18 protein-coding genes are annotated in these 18,858 nt (G+C 51.0%); 11 read left to right on the forward strand and 7 right to left on the reverse strand.

Annotated elements, in window-relative coordinates; translation table 11 throughout:
- Positions 1 to 6: 6 nt before the first annotated feature.
- Positions 7 to 1,668, reverse strand: a complete 1,662-nt coding sequence (locus tag LOS79_RS25770) for a diguanylate cyclase (protein WP_315413406.1) — start codon at positions 1,666 to 1,668, stop codon at positions 7 to 9.
- A gap of 294 nt (positions 1,669 to 1,962) precedes the next feature.
- Between LOS79_RS25770 and hprK the strand changes: the two genes are divergently transcribed.
- Entirely contained in the window at positions 1,963 to 2,892 is a 930-nt protein-coding gene (gene hprK, locus LOS79_RS25775; RefSeq protein ID WP_315413407.1) for an HPr(Ser) kinase/phosphatase, read from the forward strand.
- Positions 2,893 to 2,896: 4 nt separating this feature from the next.
- Here hprK and LOS79_RS25780 read toward each other — a convergent pair whose 3' ends face one another.
- The 4 genes from LOS79_RS25780 to LOS79_RS25795 are packed head-to-tail and all read right to left on the reverse strand — an operon-like array spanning position 2,897 to position 5,875.
- A complete protein-coding gene (locus LOS79_RS25780) occupies positions 2,897 to 3,475 on the reverse strand; it encodes a class I SAM-dependent methyltransferase (RefSeq protein WP_315413409.1) in 579 nt (192 codons plus the stop codon).
- Positions 3,472 to 4,335 (reverse strand): GNAT family N-acetyltransferase, encoded by an 864-nt coding sequence (locus LOS79_RS25785; protein ID WP_315413410.1) that lies wholly within the window; start codon positions 4,333 to 4,335, stop codon positions 3,472 to 3,474. Before LOS79_RS25785 ends, LOS79_RS25780 begins: the two co-directional genes overlap by 4 nt.
- 45 nt (positions 4,336 to 4,380) lie before the next feature.
- Positions 4,381 to 5,025: an HAD family hydrolase gene (locus LOS79_RS25790; RefSeq protein WP_315413412.1), complete on the reverse strand. Its 645-nt coding sequence runs from the start codon at positions 5,023 to 5,025 to the stop codon at positions 4,381 to 4,383.
- A gap of 52 nt (positions 5,026 to 5,077) precedes the next feature.
- Positions 5,078 to 5,875, reverse strand: coding sequence for an AIM24 family protein (locus LOS79_RS25795; RefSeq protein WP_315413414.1), 798 nt, complete (start codon positions 5,873 to 5,875; stop codon positions 5,078 to 5,080).
- 192 nt (positions 5,876 to 6,067) lie between these two features.
- On the opposite strand from LOS79_RS25795, the gene LOS79_RS25800 reads away from it, so the two are divergent.
- From LOS79_RS25800 to LOS79_RS25820, 5 genes are all read left to right on the forward strand, one after another.
- A complete protein-coding gene (locus tag LOS79_RS25800) occupies positions 6,068 to 7,315 on the forward strand; it encodes an ATP-binding protein (protein ID WP_315413416.1) in 1,248 nt (415 codons plus the stop codon).
- Between the two features lie 81 nt (positions 7,316 to 7,396).
- Positions 7,397 to 7,861: a tetratricopeptide repeat protein gene (locus tag LOS79_RS25805; protein WP_315413418.1), complete on the forward strand. Its 465-nt coding sequence runs from the start codon at positions 7,397 to 7,399 to the stop codon at positions 7,859 to 7,861.
- 62 nt (positions 7,862 to 7,923) lie between these two features.
- Positions 7,924 to 8,736 carry a sugar phosphate isomerase/epimerase family protein gene (locus tag LOS79_RS25810; protein WP_315413420.1) on the forward strand — a complete coding sequence of 271 codons (813 nt, stop codon included), beginning with the start codon at positions 7,924 to 7,926 and terminating at the stop codon, positions 8,734 to 8,736.
- Between the two features lie 339 nt (positions 8,737 to 9,075).
- On the forward strand, positions 9,076 to 10,782 hold the full coding sequence (locus tag LOS79_RS25815; protein ID WP_315413422.1) for an ABC transporter ATP-binding protein: 1,707 nt from the start codon (positions 9,076 to 9,078) through the stop codon (positions 10,780 to 10,782).
- 78 nt (positions 10,783 to 10,860) lie between these two features.
- Positions 10,861 to 11,457 carry a GNAT family N-acetyltransferase gene (locus LOS79_RS25820; protein WP_315413423.1) on the forward strand — a complete coding sequence of 199 codons (597 nt, stop codon included), beginning with the start codon at positions 10,861 to 10,863 and terminating at the stop codon, positions 11,455 to 11,457.
- Between the two features lie 349 nt (positions 11,458 to 11,806).
- Here LOS79_RS25820 and infC read toward each other — a convergent pair whose 3' ends face one another.
- On the reverse strand, positions 11,807 to 12,319 hold the full coding sequence (gene infC, locus LOS79_RS25825) for a translation initiation factor IF-3 (protein ID WP_315413424.1): 513 nt from the start codon (positions 12,317 to 12,319) through the stop codon (positions 11,807 to 11,809).
- A gap of 221 nt (positions 12,320 to 12,540) precedes the next feature.
- On the opposite strand from infC, the gene LOS79_RS25830 reads away from it, so the two are divergent.
- From LOS79_RS25830 to LOS79_RS25850, 5 genes are all read left to right on the forward strand, one after another.
- Entirely contained in the window at positions 12,541 to 12,861 is a 321-nt protein-coding gene (locus LOS79_RS25830) for an ArsR/SmtB family transcription factor (RefSeq protein WP_315413425.1), read from the forward strand.
- A gap of 24 nt (positions 12,862 to 12,885) precedes the next feature.
- Positions 12,886 to 13,398, forward strand: a complete 513-nt coding sequence (locus tag LOS79_RS25835) for an SRPBCC domain-containing protein (protein WP_315413426.1) — start codon at positions 12,886 to 12,888, stop codon at positions 13,396 to 13,398.
- Positions 13,399 to 13,663: 265 nt separating this feature from the next.
- Positions 13,664 to 15,394 carry an Imm51 family immunity protein gene (locus tag LOS79_RS25840; protein WP_315413427.1) on the forward strand — a complete coding sequence of 577 codons (1,731 nt, stop codon included), beginning with the start codon at positions 13,664 to 13,666 and terminating at the stop codon, positions 15,392 to 15,394.
- Positions 15,395 to 15,679: 285 nt separating this feature from the next.
- Positions 15,680 to 16,837 carry a PD-(D/E)XK nuclease family protein gene (locus tag LOS79_RS25845; protein ID WP_315413428.1) on the forward strand — a complete coding sequence of 386 codons (1,158 nt, stop codon included), beginning with the start codon at positions 15,680 to 15,682 and terminating at the stop codon, positions 16,835 to 16,837.
- 188 nt (positions 16,838 to 17,025) lie between these two features.
- On the forward strand, positions 17,026 to 17,772 hold the full coding sequence (locus LOS79_RS25850; protein ID WP_315413429.1) for a nucleotidyltransferase family protein: 747 nt from the start codon (positions 17,026 to 17,028) through the stop codon (positions 17,770 to 17,772).
- A 436-nt stretch (positions 17,773 to 18,208) separates the two neighbouring features.
- Here LOS79_RS25850 and LOS79_RS25855 read toward each other — a convergent pair whose 3' ends face one another.
- On the reverse strand, positions 18,209 to 18,856 hold the full coding sequence (locus LOS79_RS25855; RefSeq protein WP_315413430.1) for a Vat family streptogramin A O-acetyltransferase: 648 nt from the start codon (positions 18,854 to 18,856) through the stop codon (positions 18,209 to 18,211).
- Positions 18,857 to 18,858 lie beyond the last annotated feature (2 nt).

Below are 18,858 nucleotides of genomic sequence, written 5' to 3' on the forward strand. Positions count from 1 at the left end.
CTCCGGCTATCTGGTAACAGAAACAATCCGGTTGCGTCCCTGATGTTTGGCTACGTACAGCGCTTTATCCGCTGTTTTGAACAGGTCGTTTAAGTAAGTGGCTGCGTCTACCGATTGTGCAACCTTGAAATCGTCGATACTAAGAAGACCTATGCTGATGGTTACGGACACAGGCTCGTCTACATAGTCTATTTTTATTTTATTGGACTCAATGCTTGTTTTGAGCTGTTCGGCAAACAGAGTAGCACCCTGCTCCAGCGTATCCGGCAAATAGATAATGAATTCTTCTCCGCCGTAACGGGCCAGAATATCAGCAGGCCGCAGGCTGCGCTGAAGAACCTCAACTGTACTGCAAATAACGGTATCGCCGGCCAGATGGCCGTACTGGTCATTGACTCTTTTGAAGAAATCGATATCAATCAGTATAATAGTTGCAGCTGCCTTGTCGTCCCGGTTCTGCAGGATTTCATTCTCAAGCTGCTGCATGAGATAATGCCGGTTGAAGCAGCCGGTCAGGCTATCGGTGATCGCCATCTTCCTGAGCTTATCGTTACTCCGGAACAGCTCCTCATGGACCTTAACCAGCGCTTCATTCCGCTCCTGCAGAATCGTATTCTGATGATGGGTCTCGTCAATCAGGCGGCGCAGCTCGGTAATATTCTGGAACGTAACAATCCGCCCTACCCGGATACCGCTGACCATAATCGGCGCAGCATGAATACTGATATACATTTGGAGAGAAGGATAGAACAGCTCAATCTCAGCTATCTCCAGCGGGGTCTCCTCATAGCTTTGCAGGAACTCCCCAATCTTCACCATATCGCCTGCAGGCAGATACGAGGCCATATTAAACGCTGCACCGCTCGTAAGACTGATCTGCGGCAGCAGCGCCTGGTTGATCTCGACTACCCGCTCCTGGTCATCCAGTACCAGAATGCCGTATTCCATCGTATTAATAATATCCTGATGTGCGATCGTTACAATATCGAATACTTTATCCTGGTGAATGGTGATAACGAAGAATGCAGCGGATACCGCAATGCCAAGAGAGGTGAAGCCCGGAATAACCGGGAGGTAATCATCCAGAATTACATTGAGCAGCACATCGAGCAGGAGGAACACGCAGACAGCCAGGATTCCTTTTAGCATATACATGATCTGATTCTTGATCCTTGGTGCCTGATCGGACACTAGAGCAACATAAACAATATACAGGGACACGCAGGCATGCAGAATCAGAATGGACAGGTTGACCCAGAAGATCGGGCCGTATATTCTTTCGACATATCCGCCGTTTACCGGGAGCACAAACCAGCCGTTCGGATTGATTATGACAGCAACGGATGACAGAATTGCCGGGACGATCAGTGTGATTAACACTTTCCGGTTCAGAAACTGCTTCTGCCCGGAGAGCAGAATGGTGAAGAAGATCCAGCCTGTAGTCAGCAGGGAAGCATCAATAAAGGCGAGCTTGACATAAAATAGCTGATAGACAGGTTCATTGACCGTCCGGATGGCGAATTGGCAGTAAGGCCAGATCATCATGGAGCAATGGAATCCCAAATAGACTTTATGCAGATTGGTAATCGTCACTGTAGCAACTATGTATATAAACAAAAGAAATAAAATAAAGCATATGATCAAGTCGATCCATGATTCCAAAGCCAATATATTACACCTTCTTGATTTTATTAGTATTTATTGAATATTATGGGCCCAAGGTCTTATATATTGACTTTAATATATAATTAGCGTGTGCAGATTACAAGATTTTTAGTTGAATCAATTTAGAAGAATTAGAAAGACTCTACTGGAAGTATGTGGTCCCGGTCCTTCACAGAAAGCGCTGTGGAGCAGGATTACACCCGGGAATCGTTGAATAGTATGTTTGAATAGTATGGAAGAATAACTACTTTAAATAGGCGTATAAGAACTACGCTTTAGCCGCAGGAGGAGAACAGCATGAAGTCTATTACCGTTCAAAGCCTTACGGAAAAATTCAATCTAGAGGTGCTCGCCGGAGCAGGTCGCATGGACCGGATCATTACCCGTCCCAGAACGCATAGACCTGGGCTTGAGTTTGTCGGTTATTTCGACTTCTTCCCAATGGAGCGGGTGCAGATCCTCGGCCGTAAAGAGATTAATTATCTGTTAACGCTTAGTGTTGAGGAGCGTATGCACCATATCGGAAATGTCGTGAAATATCATCCGCCGTGCTTCATTGTGACTAGCGGCCAGCAGGAGATTCCTTATCTGACGCTGTTCTGTGATCAAGAGGGCATTCCGCTGCTGCGGACATCCGAGGTTACGACGGAGTTTACGGCCAGACTGGACAGCTTCCTCGTGAAGACGCTGGCTCCTGAGCTGTCCATACATGGGGTATGTGTGAACGTGTCGGGTATCGGCATTCTGCTGCGGGGCAAATCGGGCATCGGCAAAAGCGAAACGGCACACACGCTCATCCGCCGCGGCCACCGTTTCGTCGCCGATGATATTGTCGTACTGAAGAAGCTGGGGCCGGCGACGCTGCTCGGGACGCATAATGAGACTACCCGCGAGTTCCTGGCGCTGCGCAGCATCGGCCTGATTAATGTCGTACGCCAGTATGGACGGCGGGCCTTTCAGGATGAAACGCGGATTGTCCTGGACATCGAGCTGGCACCGTGGCAGGAGAATTCACTCAATAATGAGCTGGAGCTGGTTCCCCAGTTCACTGAATATCTCGGTGTGCAAATTCCGCATATCGAAGTACAGCTTCAGCCGGGGCGGGATGTGGCGGGGTTAATTGAGGCGGCTGCGAATAACTGGTATCTGAAGCAGCTTGGATACAGTGCGGTCGAAGACTTCATGAAGCGGATCGAAGACGGGATGCAGTCCGCTCCGAATCGATGAATCCTCAGAATCTGTACACATATACCTTCGTCTGTAATCTGTCTTTGCAGGTGATGATGCGGACGGGCGGCTTGTCCGGCAGTGCGAAGCAGATGCTGATTACGGTTGCACCGGCGGGCAGCTCCTGTTTACATTTAGGCGCGAGGCGCTCCATTGCGCCGGGGAACAGATAGCAGAGCACAATATCGGCATCACCGAAGCTGCTTCTATAGATATCGCCCCGCTTAAAAGCAGCCCTGCTGTGCAGCAGCCCCTGCCCGTTCTTAACCGGAAAGAGCTGGGTATGCAGAACCGTGAACAGCTGCGAGAACCATAAGGGGATTCTTGAATTTTCTATCCCGGTCAGACGTTTGCCCGGGCAACGGGCAATAATGCTAAGACCGAGCGTCCCCCAGCCCGAGCCGGCCTCCAGAATGTTCGCGTAACCCGGGATACGGTTCACTTCTTCAGCTACGGCTATCCGGACTGCTTTGGAGGAGGGCATTGGAGAAATTCCGTTCTTCCAGCTTACAAGGACAATCCAGGTTACGGCCAGCAGGACGATGAGGGTAATCAGCCACCAGATACTATCAATAACCGTCATGACAGGCTGCCGCTGTAATATTTATACTCAGTGTTGATCTGAAAGCCGGCATTCAGGTAGAGGTTCAAAGCCCGTTCGTTCTCCGTAACCACGCCTAGACGAATAGAAGAATAATGCTCCTGCAGCAGGAAATCTACGATCTGCCGCAGCACGATTCCGCCATAACCCTTACCCTGATAATCGGGCAATACGCAGAAGTTATGGATAAACGCCGTAGCTTCATTCACGTAATTCACCCGGATCAGCCCAATCCGCCGGCTCCCGGTCCAGGCGATGTAAGTGATCCGCTCCGGCTCAGTTGTCTGCAGGAAGTACTCGCGGGCATCGTCTTCCGGATCTCCGAAGGCCCGGGATGAGCAGGTGACCATGAATTCGAAATCCTCCGGTGAGGCAGGGAGCAGCCGTATATCTGCCTGAACCTGATCTTTAATTTCTGTGTGGGCCAAAATCATTGAGTATTCTGAACGGTCGAAGACTGCACCCAGAGAGGAGGCAGCACTAAGCCCCGCCCGTGAGCGGGCGGGAATTCTGAAGCTGAGCTTCTGTATATCCAGCCGGCTTATGTCCGCTCCGGCACGCTGCATCAGGCTGCGGAATACGCCCCGGCGGCGGTGCTCCGGATGAACCATTGCATTGATCTGGGCATAACCGCTCCCGGAGTCGAACCAGCTGAGGAGACCAACCAGCTGATCTCCGCGGTAACAGAGCAGGGCATGATCGCCGTCTTCTTTGATGAGGTGCTCGATGTCTGAGCTTAACAGGAAGCCTGCCGCCTGGGTACACTGCTGCTCCAGTAGACGGACGGCAGCCTCCTGCTCCTTGGAGTGGTAGGTCATTGCGATGATGTTAGAATCTGACATGCGTTATACACCTCTGTTTGTTATGTCTAGGAGCAGGAATGAATTCTATACCTTAAGAAGCTGGCGGAATTCGGCAACACTGTTAAAGATACCGTCCGGCGGAACATCATAGGCTTGGCTCTGGAAGGTGGACAGCCAGCGTACACCGTAGGTCCGCAGCCCGGCAGCTTTGCCTGCGAGAATATCCGCATTGCTGTCGCCTACAAATACAGCACTGGAGGAGTCGATGCCAAGCGTACGCAGTGCTGTATGAATACCTTCGGGGTCAGGCTTAGGCTTAACTACATCATCTCCGGTAATTGCAATGTCGAAATAATGCTCCAGCTCCAGCGCTCCGGCCGAGATCTGATAGGCCCGTCTGCTTTTACCCGTAATGACTCCAAGCTTCAACCCCTGCTGCTTTAAGGCCTGAAGCAACTCCAGGATGCTCGCCTCATTCTGAAACTCTTCGAAATGCCCCTGCTCATATAGCGAATAATAATCCTCAATAGCCTGCGGGACAGAGGACGGGTCTGCGAAATTGCCGCCAATAATGCCCTCTTCAGTGGGGCCGAACATCGTGACAAGCTCATCCCGGGAGACCTCCCGGTGATCGTACTGCTTGAATACGGCCTGGAAGGCGCGGAAGGATAACGGCAGCGTATCGGCCAGTGTTCCATCGAAATCAAATAATACAGCTTGAATAGACATGACTTGGGGCACATCCTTTGAAAGTTAATGTGGAAGGAGGAATGCTTCCGGATCAGGAGGTCGGGCCTGCCTGGAAAATGCTGTTCTTATAATTCATAAGCGGTGCCAGCCAGACCATACCGGTTCCCCGGTAGACATTGACCAGACCTTCACCGGATACGGCTGAGCCCATGCGGGTCTTCCCAGACTTCTCTACAGTAAAGTCCAGCGAGTTCGACCACATTAAGGCGAAGTTGCCGTCCACCTTCAGCACATCATTCTGCAGCTCGACGACAACCGCCTCTTCAGAAGGAATAGGGGCTTCCAGTGCAATAATGCCTTTGCCCCGGGCGCTCAGGTTGAACAGTCCTTCTCCGCCAAGCACGGCTGAGGATACATTCTTACGGGCAGCAACAGAAACATCCAGTGTAGTCTCGCAGGCCAGGAACATGCCGTCATCAATGACGATGTGGTCGTTGTCGACATCAATCAGCCAGAGATACTTATAGGTGGTCTCAAGCATAATCGTGCCTGTCCCTTTGTAGAGCGGTTTAATCGCACTTGTGCCGGTTGCCGCACTCGATATAATATTCCGCATCAGGCCGCCGACTCCCTTGACTCCTGATGTCATCTCGATATTGCCGATCATGTACTGCATGGCGCCTGCGCTAAGCATGACCTCACTATTATTGATTTCAATCATCAGCTGCTTGTTGCGCATATTGCTCCGGCTCATGAAGTAGTTGGCCTCAGCTTCTGCCATAGAGGTGCTGCTAAGATCCTCCTTGTATTCGATAACCGTAAAGCCGCCGAGCTGCTCTTTGATTACAACATTAGGGTTGTCCTTCAGATTATTAATCGTAAAAGCCATAATGAATCCCTCCTTGAGCATATAAACTGATTATATCAGAGTTGCCTTGTGGTAATATATTGAAAATAAGTGCCGGACAGCGCAGAAGCTTTTCATAGTAAACCGGTTTAACTTTACTTATAATATGAAGTGTAGCGCTCTGAGCACAGGCTCATATCACATATTAGCATTAGAGCCGAAAGGAAGTTAACCTTGTTTGAGACATTGCTTCTCAATTTCCTGTTTATGCTGTTTCCGGTGCTGATCTTTCTGATCTTCTTCGAGAATAGGCCGCATGCCTATAACCGGAAGATTCTTGTGCTGCTCTCAGCCATAACCATGATTCTGTGTATCGCGAGGCCCATTCGGCTGGAGACGGGGTTTATCTTTGATTTGCGGTATATTCCTTTTATCATCGCAGCTTTGTATGGCGGATACAGAAATGTCTTTCCCTTGTATCTGATTCTGAATATATACCGTTTCTATATCGGCGGGGAAGGGACGGTCCATTCATTTCTATTCTCAACGGCAGTGCTGCTGGCGGTCCCTTTAATGAGCAGAAGCTTCATCCGTTCCAGGCCCCAGAACCGGATTATCCGGGCAACAGCCGTTGCCGTTCTCAGCATGGGCTGTTATCTCATTGTGATGAGCATGATCGTGAAGAATTTCGACAGGCAGTTCTGGATGCTCGTCTTCTACGCCCTGGCCACACATGCCGTAATGATGGCGGTTCTCATGATTCTGCTGGAGCAGATCATTACCAATCTGAGAAACCGCGACCGGATTATGCAGTCCGAACGGCTGAATGTGGTCAGCGAGCTGGCAGCCAGTGTCTCCCATGAGATGAGGAATCCGTTAACGGTGACAAGCGGGTTCCTGCAGCTGCTCAACCGCTCGAAGACACTCACACCTGAAGAGAAGGGCTATATTGAATTATCGCTGCAGGAGCTGAACCGGGCGGAGAAGATTATTAATGATTATCTGTCTTTTGCCAAGCCGCAGTCGGAGAATATCGTGTATTCCAACCTGCAGGCCGAGTGTGAGTACACCAAAAATGTAATTATGCCCTATGCCACTATCCATAAAGTAACGGTTGAATTCAGCTTCAGCAACTCGCTCAGGACCTACTATGACCGTACCCAGATTCAGCAGTGTCTGATCAACCTCTATAAGAACGGGATCGAAGCGATGAAGGGGCTGGAGGAAGGCGTGCTGTCCATTGATATCTCTGAAAGAAAACAGGATATTCTCATAACCATCCGGGACACCGGCATCGGCATGACCAAGGATGAAATCTCACGGCTGGGCAAACCCTACTACTCCACCAAAGAAGAAGGCACCGGCCTGGGGATGCTTATGGCTTACAGCGCTATCGATAAGGTCAAAGGCAGTATTGAGGTCAGCAGTGAAAAGGGAAAGGGAACTACCTTCCTGCTTACCATTCCTGCGAAGGCCGGTTAGGGTTAGAGTGGGAAACCTGCTGCGAAAATGATAAAGTATCTCTTAGAGGATCTGGATATATTAACCGGGAGGCTGCTAGTAATGAGAGAAGAATTAATTGCACAATTAAACGCTTGGCATGAGGAAGATGAGTTCGAACAAATTGTATCCCGCATCAAAGAGGTGCCTACACCGCTGATCGACGATGAGCTGGCTGTTCATTTGGGCCGGGCACTGAATAATCTCGGGCGGTATAAGGAAGCGCTTAAATGGTTTAATAAGACTGCCGATAAGGGGAAAAAAGATCCGCTGTGGCATTTCCGCGTCGGTTACGCCCACTATTATCTGGACCAGTACGACGAGGCGATCAAAGCCTTCGAGAAGGCGCATAAGCTGGACCCTGAGGACGAGGACATCATCGAGTTCCTGGAATGGAGCCGGAATGAAGCGGCGGCCGTGAACGGAACGGATGATTCTGAAGAAGATGACGAGGATGCAGAAACGGATGCAGAAGATGCAGAAGATGCAGAAGAAGACAGCAAGGAAGAAGAGCGTAAGGGGCGGTAAGACATTACCCGTCTTCCGGGGCTAACTGGCCTGCGCAGGAGGGGCAAAGGGGGCTGGAGAGCTTGAAGCTGTCGGTATTCTATAATCATATTGTGAAGGCCAGCGAGCAAAGCGGCCTGCCGCTGGAGGCTGTGCTGGACAAGGTACATGCCTGTGGCATTGAAGCGGTGGAGCTGGATCTGCAGGAGGCGCTGGCCGGGGCTGAGGCGCTGAAACAAAGGCTGGATAGTGCAGGGATCGCTGTGGCATCAATGTATGCTTTTTGCGATTTCGGTAATGATCCTGCGCCGGAGCCGGGTTACCGGTTCATTGACACTGCCGCTTATTTCGGGGCAGGCAAGGTGCTGGTCATTCCCGGCTTCCTTGCAGAAGCGGCCAGCCTGGAAGACCGTAATCAGGCCCTTAAGGGAATGGCTTCAGCGCTGACTGCCGTGTGCGGCTATGCGGAGCATAAGGGCATCCGTGTAACGATGGAGGACTTCGACGATATCCGTGCGCCGTTCTCGTCAGCAGGCGAGCTGCTCTGGTTCCTGGAGCAGGTGCCGAAGCTCTCCATCACCTTCGATACCGGTAACTTTATCTACCGGGGCGAGGATGAGCTGGAGGCCTTCGCCAAGCTCAAGCACCGAATCATTCATGTCCACTGCAAGGACCGCCTGCTTGAAGACAGTGGCGGAGAGCTGAAGCTCAGCACCGCCGGAATTCCGCTGTACCCATCTCCTGTAGGGGCCGGCTGCATCAGGATTGCAGAGATTCTTCATCTGCTGAAGGCAGAGGGCTACGACGATACATTGGCGATTGAACATTTCGATGCTACCGACCAGCTGGCATATATGGAGCAATCTGCTGCCTGGCTGCGCGCCAGGCTGGAATAGCTGTATTGCAGCAGCTTGACCGGCAGATGTTCCAGGGCATACAATACAAGAACAATCTTACAAATGAGGTGAAATGGATGCCATACCGTACCGTCGCAAGGAATTAGTTATCGGGCTGGGCAGAACGCGTACCAGCCATCAAGGGGGAAGTCTATTCTCTTGATCCAAGATAACTAATACCTTGCACGGTGTCTGGATATCCGTTTGGTGAAAGCCGGGACACTGCGCTATGAAGCATAGAGACCACATGTTTTACTGTGGTTCTTTATTGCCGGGTAGCGGGAGGAGTCCCGGCTTTTTGTATTTCACAATTCAATTATAAGATTGGAGATTGTAATTATGCTGCGTCAATGTCTTGTCCGCCTGAAAGGGTGGATTGCTGTGTATATTGTGCTTGGCTTCGCTATTCAGCTCTTAAGCAGCCTGGGAATCGTATGCTTTCAGAAGATTCTGGATCAGGCTGTGGGCGGGACGGGCCTGGCTGTTATCACTCATTCCATTGTAATATACGGACTGCTGCTGGGAGTGAATGTAATTCTGAATTATCTGGACGAATATCCGGGCGCCCGGCTGTCCAGTAGCATTACGGAACGGCTGAAGATTATGGCGTTGTCCAAAATCTCCCGGATGGACTATTCCGCCTACCAGAACATGGGCACAGGCCAGATGATTAAGGTGATTGAGAACGGGGCTGCGGCGGGCAACAGCATCCTCTTCTCCTTTTACCTCCAGACGCTGCACGAGCTGCTGCCGACCATCCTCTTCAGCCTCATCTTCATCAGCTTCTACGACATCCGGATTATGGTGGTTATTGCCGCCGGGTATGTGGTGATCTTCCTGATTACCAATGTGCTGCTGAAGTTCCTGTACCGGATCAAATCGGCGGTGCTTAAGGAGCAGGAGACGATGTCCCGTTACTCTATCCGCGGCTTCATGGAGCTGGTCGTCTTCCGCACCAATAAGAAATATGCACAGGAGATCAGCAGGCTGAACGATACAGCACAGCAGATTATTCAGAAGAGTACCCGGCTGCAGATGATCCATGAATCTTTTTTTGCCTTGTTTGAATTGTTCATTACGGTCATTAAAGTGATCGTGCTGCTCTACGGAGTGAAGCAGGTGATCTCCGGGCAGGCCTCAGTGGGGGTAATGGTCGCTTTATTCATGTTCATTGAGAAAATCTATACACCGATTGCTATCTTCAACGTGCTGTTCATCAATTATAAGCTGAACCGGGTGACGTATCAGCGGTTTGAGGAATTCCTGGCTGCCCCGGAGGACCGGAATCTGGAGGCGGGCACAGAAATTAAGCAGCTGCAGGGTGATCTTGAATTCAAGGAAGTCTCCTTCGGCTACGGGGAGGTGCAGGTGCTGGACCGGCTGTCCTTCTCCATCGCCCGCGGTACATCGGTTGCCCTGGTGGGCCTCAGCGGCAGCGGCAAATCGACAATCATCAAGCTGATTACAGGCCTTCTGAAGAAAAGCAGCGGCAAGCTGCTGGTCGACGGCACCGATATCGACGAGCTGAAGCTGGACAGCTACTATGATTATATCTCATATCTGTCACAGGACAGCCCGATCTTCGATACCTCCATCCGGGGCAATATGGTGTTTGAGCAGAAGGTCCCTGACGAAGAGCTGTATGCTGTACTCGATAAGGTGCAGCTGAAGGAGAAGGTGCTGGAGCTGCCGGAGAAGCTGGATACGCTGGTCGGTGAACGCGGCCTGAAATTGTCGGGAGGGGAACGGCAGCGCCTCGCATTCGCCCGGGCGATCCTGCAGAAGCGGCAGCTGGTCATTCTCGACGAGCCGGTATCCGCACTGGATAACATTACGGAGAAGCGCCTCATGGAGACGGTATTCGCAGAATTCCGGGGGAAGACGGTCATTATTGTTGCGCACCGGCTGAACTTCATCAGCGGTGTAGATAAGATTCTGGTACTGGAGCGGGGCCGCCTCTGCGGTGAGGAGGATTTCAATTCACTGATCCGGGATTGTGAGCCTTTCAGGGCATTATGGAATAACGGCCGGGGGCAAACGAATTAAATCAAACTGTACCTTGAGACCGTCTTCCGGCTGGACTATGCTGGGTTCATAGAGAACCTGAAAGCGAGGCCAGACTGAATGAATGCAACACTGCTTCAGATGAGGCTCGAAACAGAGCGCTTAATCATCCGTCCTTATATAGAAAGTGATTTGACCGCTTCCTTCGAATTGATGCAGAATCCGGAGGTGCTGGCCTTCATGCACATGGATATGATGCCGCTGCATGAATATGAGGGGCTGTTCCGCTGGCTGATGTTCAGCTACCATACGCCCTTTGAGCTGCCGTTCAAATATTCATTTGCCATCTGCAGCCGCGGGACCGGCCGGCTGGTCGGCTGGTGCGGCGCGGGCGTGCTGGACTTCAGCGTGCCCGATACTGAGCTGTATTATCTGATCGGCCGCGAGCACTGGGGCCGGGGATATGCTACGGAAGCGGCGGTGGCGCTTGCCGGCTACGCCTTCAATGTCATCGGGCTGCAGCGGCTGTACGCTAAGGCCGATCCGCGGAATACGGCTTCGCTCGGAGTGTTTAAGAAGCTGGGCTTCCGGTTCGAGCGTGAGCTGGCCGGACTGACCGGCGATTATGCGGATTGTAACGGCGAGCTGCTGCATGTTCTGCAGAAGGAGCAGTTCCTTGAGCGATTTCGCCGGCCGGAGATTAGCGGAAGTGAGTAAAGGCCCGGCCCGGAGGCCTCACCGGGGCGGGCGAACAGGTGCTGTCCATTAGGATAGCACCTGTCTGCTGTTGCAGGGCATTGCCGCTGCGGGGTTGACGCACAATCGGCCCGTTTGCCCTCGCGGCCGCTGAATGTATTCGGTATTCCGCATATAATGTGCTCGTTTGCCCTAGTGACCGCCGATTGTATTCGGTTTTTCGCATACAATGTGCCTGTTTATCCTCGCGGCCGCTGAATGTATTCGGTATTTCACATACAATCTGCCCGTTTATCCTCGCGGCCGCTGAATGTATTCGGTATTCCGCATACAAAGGGCCCCTTTGCCTCCCCTGCAGTGGCGGTGGAGGTTACTTGCCCGGGTTCACCCGCACCTGTACACCCTTGCCGCTGGTCTGAATGCCGGTCGCCTTGCTCCCGGCTTCTTTCAGGTCCGCCAGCAGCCGTTCCAGCACGGCCTTGGCTGCCGCCGCTTCCTTCGCGCCGGTTGCCTTCACGACCAGCTGCACCGGCTTGCCGGAGCGCAAATGCTTGTCCGCCTGCCGCCGCTTTGTGTCGTAGTCATGCTCCTGGGTATGGGCGGTGAAGCGCAGCTCCTTCACCTTCTCATTGCTGCCGCCGCCCGCAGGTGCCCGGCCGGCATCACTCTTGCGCGCTGATTGCGCAGCGGCCTTGCCTTTGCCTTTGGCTACCAGGCTGCAAGGCGGCGGACTGCTCATCAGCGAGGTACAGACCAGATCAGCCCCTGCAGATTTGGCCATCGCCAGCGCTTCATTCCGGGAGACGGTGCCGAGCTTCTCACCCTTCAGCCCGGTGAGCACCACCTCGGTTGCTCTAATCTGTTCATTAATAAATACGGCCACGGAAATAAATCCTCCCTTTGCGGATATGATATAGCTATCATATATGGAAGTAGGGCAGGGTTCAATTGCCCGGTGTAACATCCTGCCAAACAGATGTCCCGGCCAACTTGGCGGATAATAAAGCAGTCGTTATTGATATTCCTTGACGGGAATATTCCTGTTGAGGTATATTCGGGATGTACTTCAAATAACGAAAGCTCTATTAAAGGAACGTCGGAACTATGGACACAACGATATTTAGCGCTCTTGCGGAGCCTACCCGGCTGCGGATGGTGGAGATTCTGAAGGAAGGGCCGCTCGGTGTAGGCGAAATGGCCGAGCGTCTTGCGCTACGCCAGCCGCAGGCCTCGAAGCATCTGCGGGTACTGCTGGAAGCCGGACTGGTTGAGGTAGAAGCGGCCGCGAACCGCCGGAATTACAGGCTGCGGACAGAGCCGCTGGAAGCGCTCGATGCCTGGCTGGAAGCCTACCGGAAGCTATGGAGCGAACGCTTCGATCAACTGGACGACTATCTGCGCCAGCTGCAATCCGAGGATCATTGAATAACTAATCAGGAGGGATTATGTATGTCCGGCAAAATGATTTCCCGTGTAGAAGGTCTTGAACTGGTGCTTGAACGTGTATTCGATGCACCGCGCGACCTTGTATTCAAAGTATTCTCAGAGGCAGAGCACTTGAAGCAGTGGTGGGGGCCGCGCGGCTGGACGGTTCCCTTCTGTACAGTAGATTTCCGTCCCGGCGGTGTGTGGCATTACTGCATGAAGTGTGTGGATGAGAATCAGGGAGAGTTCTTCGGAATGGAATCCTGGGGCAAAGGGATCTATCACGAAATTATAGATGGCAAGCAGATCATCTATACCGATTACTTCTCGGATGCCGAAGGTAATGAAATTGCAGATATGCCGTCCACGCTGGTGACGATGCTGTTCGAGGACCAAGGCGGGAAGACGAAGCTGGTTAGCCGCTCTAAGTACACTTCCGCCGAAGCGCTGCAAACCGTTCTGGATATGGGGATGGAGCAGGGAATTACGGAGACCTGGGACCGTCTGGAGGAGCATCTGGAGTCGGTTCAGCAATAGTAGCTTCACTAATAACAAAGGCTGTCCCTGCCGCAATTCCGGCGGGGATGGCCTTTTTTGAAGGATAAAAATTCATATGCTGCTGGACTGGGATGACGGAGCAGCCCCGGTAGCCTTGGTGAGGCTTTCTTACTATTTTTTCCTAGACCTGTTTGGGCCCTCTCTATTCTAGGTGAATGGGTATTAGCAGGTACACTGCCTGCGAGCGTCCGCTGGAATACATAACGGAATAGCTTACAGGTTCAGAATTAGGGAGGCAGAGGGTATGGATAAGGAGCAGCTGGCGCAGCTGAAGCGCTGGCATGAAGAGGATGAGCATCAGCAGATTGTAGATTACATTCAGGCTATTCCGTCTGAGGCGAGAGATTACGAGGGGATCAGCTGCCTGGCCAGAGCTTACAATAATCTGGACCGTTACGGGGAGGGGCTTGAGCAGCTGCTCAGCATTGCGGAAGAAGGCAGGGAGGACCCGTTGTGGCATTTCCGCACAGGGTATTCCTATTATTATCTGAAGCAGTACGAACAGGCTGTAGAGGCTTTTGAACGGTCCGACAGCCTTGAGCCCGGAGACGGGGATACCCGGATGCTGCTGGAATGGAGCCGGAACGGTGCGCAGCGCGGGAAGCGGGAGCAGGCAAGGCGGGCTGAAGCGCTGAGCAGGGCCGATGTACAGGCAGATGGCAATGGAAGCAGCCTGGATGCTTTTATCGAATACTGCCGGGATTTCTGGGAAGACAGCGACTATGCCCGGAAGGAGTATGTATCGGCGCCGCCTGGTGACGATCTGATTGCTTCTGTGGAGCAGGAGCTGGGCTACAAGCTGCCGGCGTCCTACATAGCGATGATGAAGCAGCAGAATGGCGGGATTCCCCGCAACACCTGCTTTCCGGTAGAGGAAGCCACTTCGTGGGCCGAAGATCATATTGCGATTACAGGAATTGCCGGTATCGGCCGTGATACGAGCTATGCCCTGTGCGGCGATCTGGGCAGCCGGTTCATGATCGAGGAATGGGGTTACCCGGACATTGGTGTGGTTATCGGCGACTGCCCATCGGCAGGCCATGATGTGGTGATGCTCGATTACCGCCACTGCGGCCCGGACGGCGAACCGGAGGTGATCCATGTGGATCAGGAGGGCAACTATGAGATTACTTTCCTGGCCAAGGATTATGAGAGCTTCATCCGCGGTCTGGTGAGCGAGGAGGCCTTTGATACATCGGAGGAGGATAAAGAGGATGACCTGCGGAGGGTAACACACGGGGCGTTCTCCCCGCTGCTGCAGGAGTTGACCGCTAAATTCACAGAAATAGATAATATTGAAGGAATCATCCGCAGCATCTGCAAGGAAATTGTACAGGAGAAGGGTCACTTCTCGCTGCATGCCGACGAGCGTTCTACCCTAATGTATGACCTGCAGTTCAGCTTGTATACGAATGCCTATCCGGAGACCTCCCGGGAGCAATATCTAGAGGATTACTCTAAGATGATCGCTTTTGGCGGCGAATTCAGTACAGGCGGATATGCGCCGGGCTTCATTACGGACTGGCTGGATAATAGGATACAGCTTGGCATGATTGTGGAGCGTGAAGGGATAGTCCGGTTGACCGATAAAGCACAGGAGCAATTACTTGAGAAACTGAAGGAGGCAGGAACAATGGATAATGCAGACATTAAGCCGTTTATCCTGGTGGAGCAGAGTAACGGCGGGAAATCAGTGATTCTGAGTGTTGGCAGCTACAAAGCGGATCTGTTCGCTGCGCGTGCAGATGAAGGGTTCGAGGGTAACGGTTATGATTGGGGCTCCCTGGCAGCGGTCTTCCTGGAGGAGCAGATGCCCGAGCTGTCCGGTATCATCCGGTTTGACCCGGAGGCGGATATGTTCTGTGCGTATTCATCCGACGGAGAGGCGGTTGTAGCCTTTGCTGCAGGCTTTAAGCGTGCTTGCGAGGATGATGCGCTTATCCGTGATTTGTTCTCGCGGGCGGAGCTGGATTAAGCGGGATTAGATCATTGTCATGGTGGGGATTTAAAAATGAGTTTTCTTTCATAATCTAATATATTTTCCGTTTTTTATTTTTGTGAATTTAGGATTATTAATCTGGTTTTCAAAGGTAGATGAGATAATTAACTATTACAAAATGGGGTTGTACTCTAATACAGCCCCTGTATAAGGTCTTTAATGTTAAATATCGTTGAATTAATCTATTAAAAATCGATAACATTAATTTACTTAGATTTTTCTTGTATACAATATCTAAAAAATCCTTTATAAGGAGCTGCTATGACTGGACAATCTTTAATTCAAAAGCTTTTCTATTTAGTTTCTGATGAGCACTTTGCCCAAATTGAGAATCTTGCCAAAAGACCGAATCTCTTTAATATTGTGGGTAGAACACATACTGAAACTTGGCACTCAATGTTTTTAGGCTGGTTGTTAGATCCACAAGGTAGTCACAATTTAAAAGACTATTCTTTAAAAAGATTTCTTGTAGCTGTTTCTAACCCAACGGTGTATGGGGAGGACGCTAAACTTGATGAGATTGCTAGGGTTGCTTCTATTTGTGACTTGAAAAAGGCAAACGTGTATCCCAATCAAGAGATCAAAAAAGAATTCAGTTGTCCTGTTGGTAAGATGGATGTATTTATTGAGATAGAAGATATAGAACATGATTTAAAAGTGATTATTCTACTTGAACAAAAAGTTAATGCTAAAATCGATAATATGCAATGTAAGAAATATCTGGATTGGGTTAAAAGTAACTATCCAAATTATTTTATAATACCTGTATTATTAGCACCGAGTCACCAAATTAATGTTTCATCTGAAAAAACGTTAGGGAGCTCAGAGTGGTACTGTATTGACTATCAGTTGCTGCATGACAAAGTACTAACTCCCATTGCGAGAAATCCAGAGTTAAACCCACAAGTCAATGCGTTAATAACACAATATATTGATGTTCTAAAAATTCCTTATAATGGGAGGAAACTAGCGGTGACTGATGAAGAAAAAGAATTAGCTCTAGAGCTGTATAGTAAACATAGAGAGGCTTTTGAAGCTATCCAAGCTGCACTTTCTGACTCGGTAGATATTTCGCTTATTCCTACAACATCAGAAATTTCTAAATTAATGTTATATGCAAATGGCAAAAAAATAGACGGAAGTAGAGTACCTGAGTTTTATTTAAAAGGACTACAATTTATTATAAATAATTCTTTTGATTTAGAGAAGATTACTCCCTTTGAGACAAGTTCAAAAAGATATCTAGTTAACACTGAGCCTAAGCATCCAAATGGAAATCCGTTCACTGTACCAGTAAGCTATAATGGGTATTACATCGAGGCTCATAAGAGTAGAGAGCAAGCAATTAAAGATTTAGCCAAGTTATTAAAGGCCTTAAATATGAGAGTCAGTCTTGAAGTTGATCCGTATTCGGATTAAGAATCCCCGTTCTCTCTAGATTCATTACATAAAGTACTCCCTAGTTAAAACAAGTAAAATAGCTGTCCAAATCTGCCATGCTTTTATAATAATAGTGTTAGTACTCTCATTATCTATAAGAAAAAGTATGCTCAAAGCCAAAAAAATACTAGAGCGGCAGATTACCGGCTGGAGGAGTGAAACCAAGGATGATCGCATTAATCTTGGCTGCGGGCTATGCTACCCGCCTGTATCCGTTAACCAAAGACACGCCAAAGCCGCTCCTTCCCGTTCAAGGGAGCCGGACGATTCTCGATCTGCTGGTGGAACGCCTGGAGGTGCTGGAGGAAATAACGGAGCTTCTGATTGTAACGAACGACCGGTTCTATCCGGCCTTTGAGCGGTGGGAGCAGAGCTACACCGGTCCGAAGCAGGTGAGAATTCTGAATGACGGCACGGCTTCACCTGAGGAGCGGTTAGGTGCGATTGGTGATATCAACTTTGTGCTGGAGCGGGAGCAAGTGCAGGATGATCTGCTGGTACTGGCTGGAGATAATGTGCTCGGATTCGGCCTTGCAGGATATCTGGATTATTTTCACAGGGTGAATACCGACTGCATTCTGGTCCGGACAGTGGATGATCTGGAGGAGCTGCGCAGTATAGGTGTTGCTGAGCTGGACAATGAGCTGCGGGTGCTGTCGCTGGAAGAGAAGCCGCAGCATCCCCGGTCCAACATTGGTGTATTCGCCCTCTATATTTACAAACAGTCGACACTGCCGCTGTTCGAACGCTACCTTGCCGCAGGCGGCAATCCGGATGCGCCGAGCTATTTCCCTGAGTGGCTGCATTCCCGCCAGGAGATGCGGGCGTATTATACGGAGGGTACGATTGAGGATGTCGGCACGCCGGAGGCGTATGCGGAGATGCGTGCCCGGTTAAGCAGCAATGAAGCTTAGCGGATCATAATGTTCCGTGCTGTGCTGCGGCTAATCTGCATTTGCCAGAGTGGAACGGACACAGAGGACCTTATTTTGCCCAAAAGCCGGCTTTTCTGCTTGTTACGGACTCAGGAGCCGTTATTTTGTGCTTTGGAGCCCGAAACAACGGTAAGCCGGTCAGATAAGAGCATCTGAGTCCGTGTAACCTGTAAAATGGCGGATTTTGCCCCAATAACGGCTTCTCAGTCCGAGTCCGCAAGGAAGCGCCGGAGCATGAAGATGCGTTTCAAAGTGCCTGCAGAACGCCCGCAGTCAATCACACCGGTATTCATCCCGCAATAAAGGGTGTCCCTAGCCTAATACGGCTAGTAGGACACCCTTTGTTGTATACGCCAGGCTGCCGGATTCCCCTGAGACCGTGAAGCACTTACAGCCCCGGATTCCCTGGGACCAGTCAGTCTCCCTCTGCCAGGCCCTTGATCCGCTCCAGATCACTGCTGCACAGTACTTCAAGATTTGCCGTAATCTTCTCGGCGCTCCAGTCCCACCACCGCAGCTTCAGCAGCAGCTGAATCAGCTCATCGCTGAAGCGCTGCCGCAGAACCCGGGCCGGATTGCCGCCGGCAATGTGGTACGGAGGCACATCTCTGGTTACGGTAGCGTTAGCGGCGATGATGGCGCCGTCGCCAATCGTTACCCCGGGCATGATCGTGGCATTCTGGCCGATCCAGACATCGTTGCCGATGACGGTATCGCCCTTGTAGGGTAGCTCCGCCAGCTCCGGCACGGCCTTCTCCCAGCCGCCGCCCATAATGTTGAAGGGATAGGTAGTCACCGAGCCCATCCGGTGATTGGCCCCGTTCATGATGAATTCGGTTCCGCGGGCGATCGCGCAGAATTTGCCGATGATCAGCTTATCGCCGATGAAATCGTAGTGGTGGGTGACCCGGCTCTCGAAGGAGACCGACTCGTCAGGATCATCGTAGTAAGAGTAATCTCCGGCGATGATTCCCGCGCGGGTAACGGTATTTTTGATGAACCGGACTTGCTTGATAAGGGGATTCGGATGAATAGCGTCTGCATCAGGTCCAATAGGCTGCATAA

The organism is Paenibacillus sp. MMS20-IR301 (assembly GCF_032302195.1).
Classification (GTDB): Bacteria; Bacillota; Bacilli; order Paenibacillales; family Paenibacillaceae; genus Paenibacillus_AQ.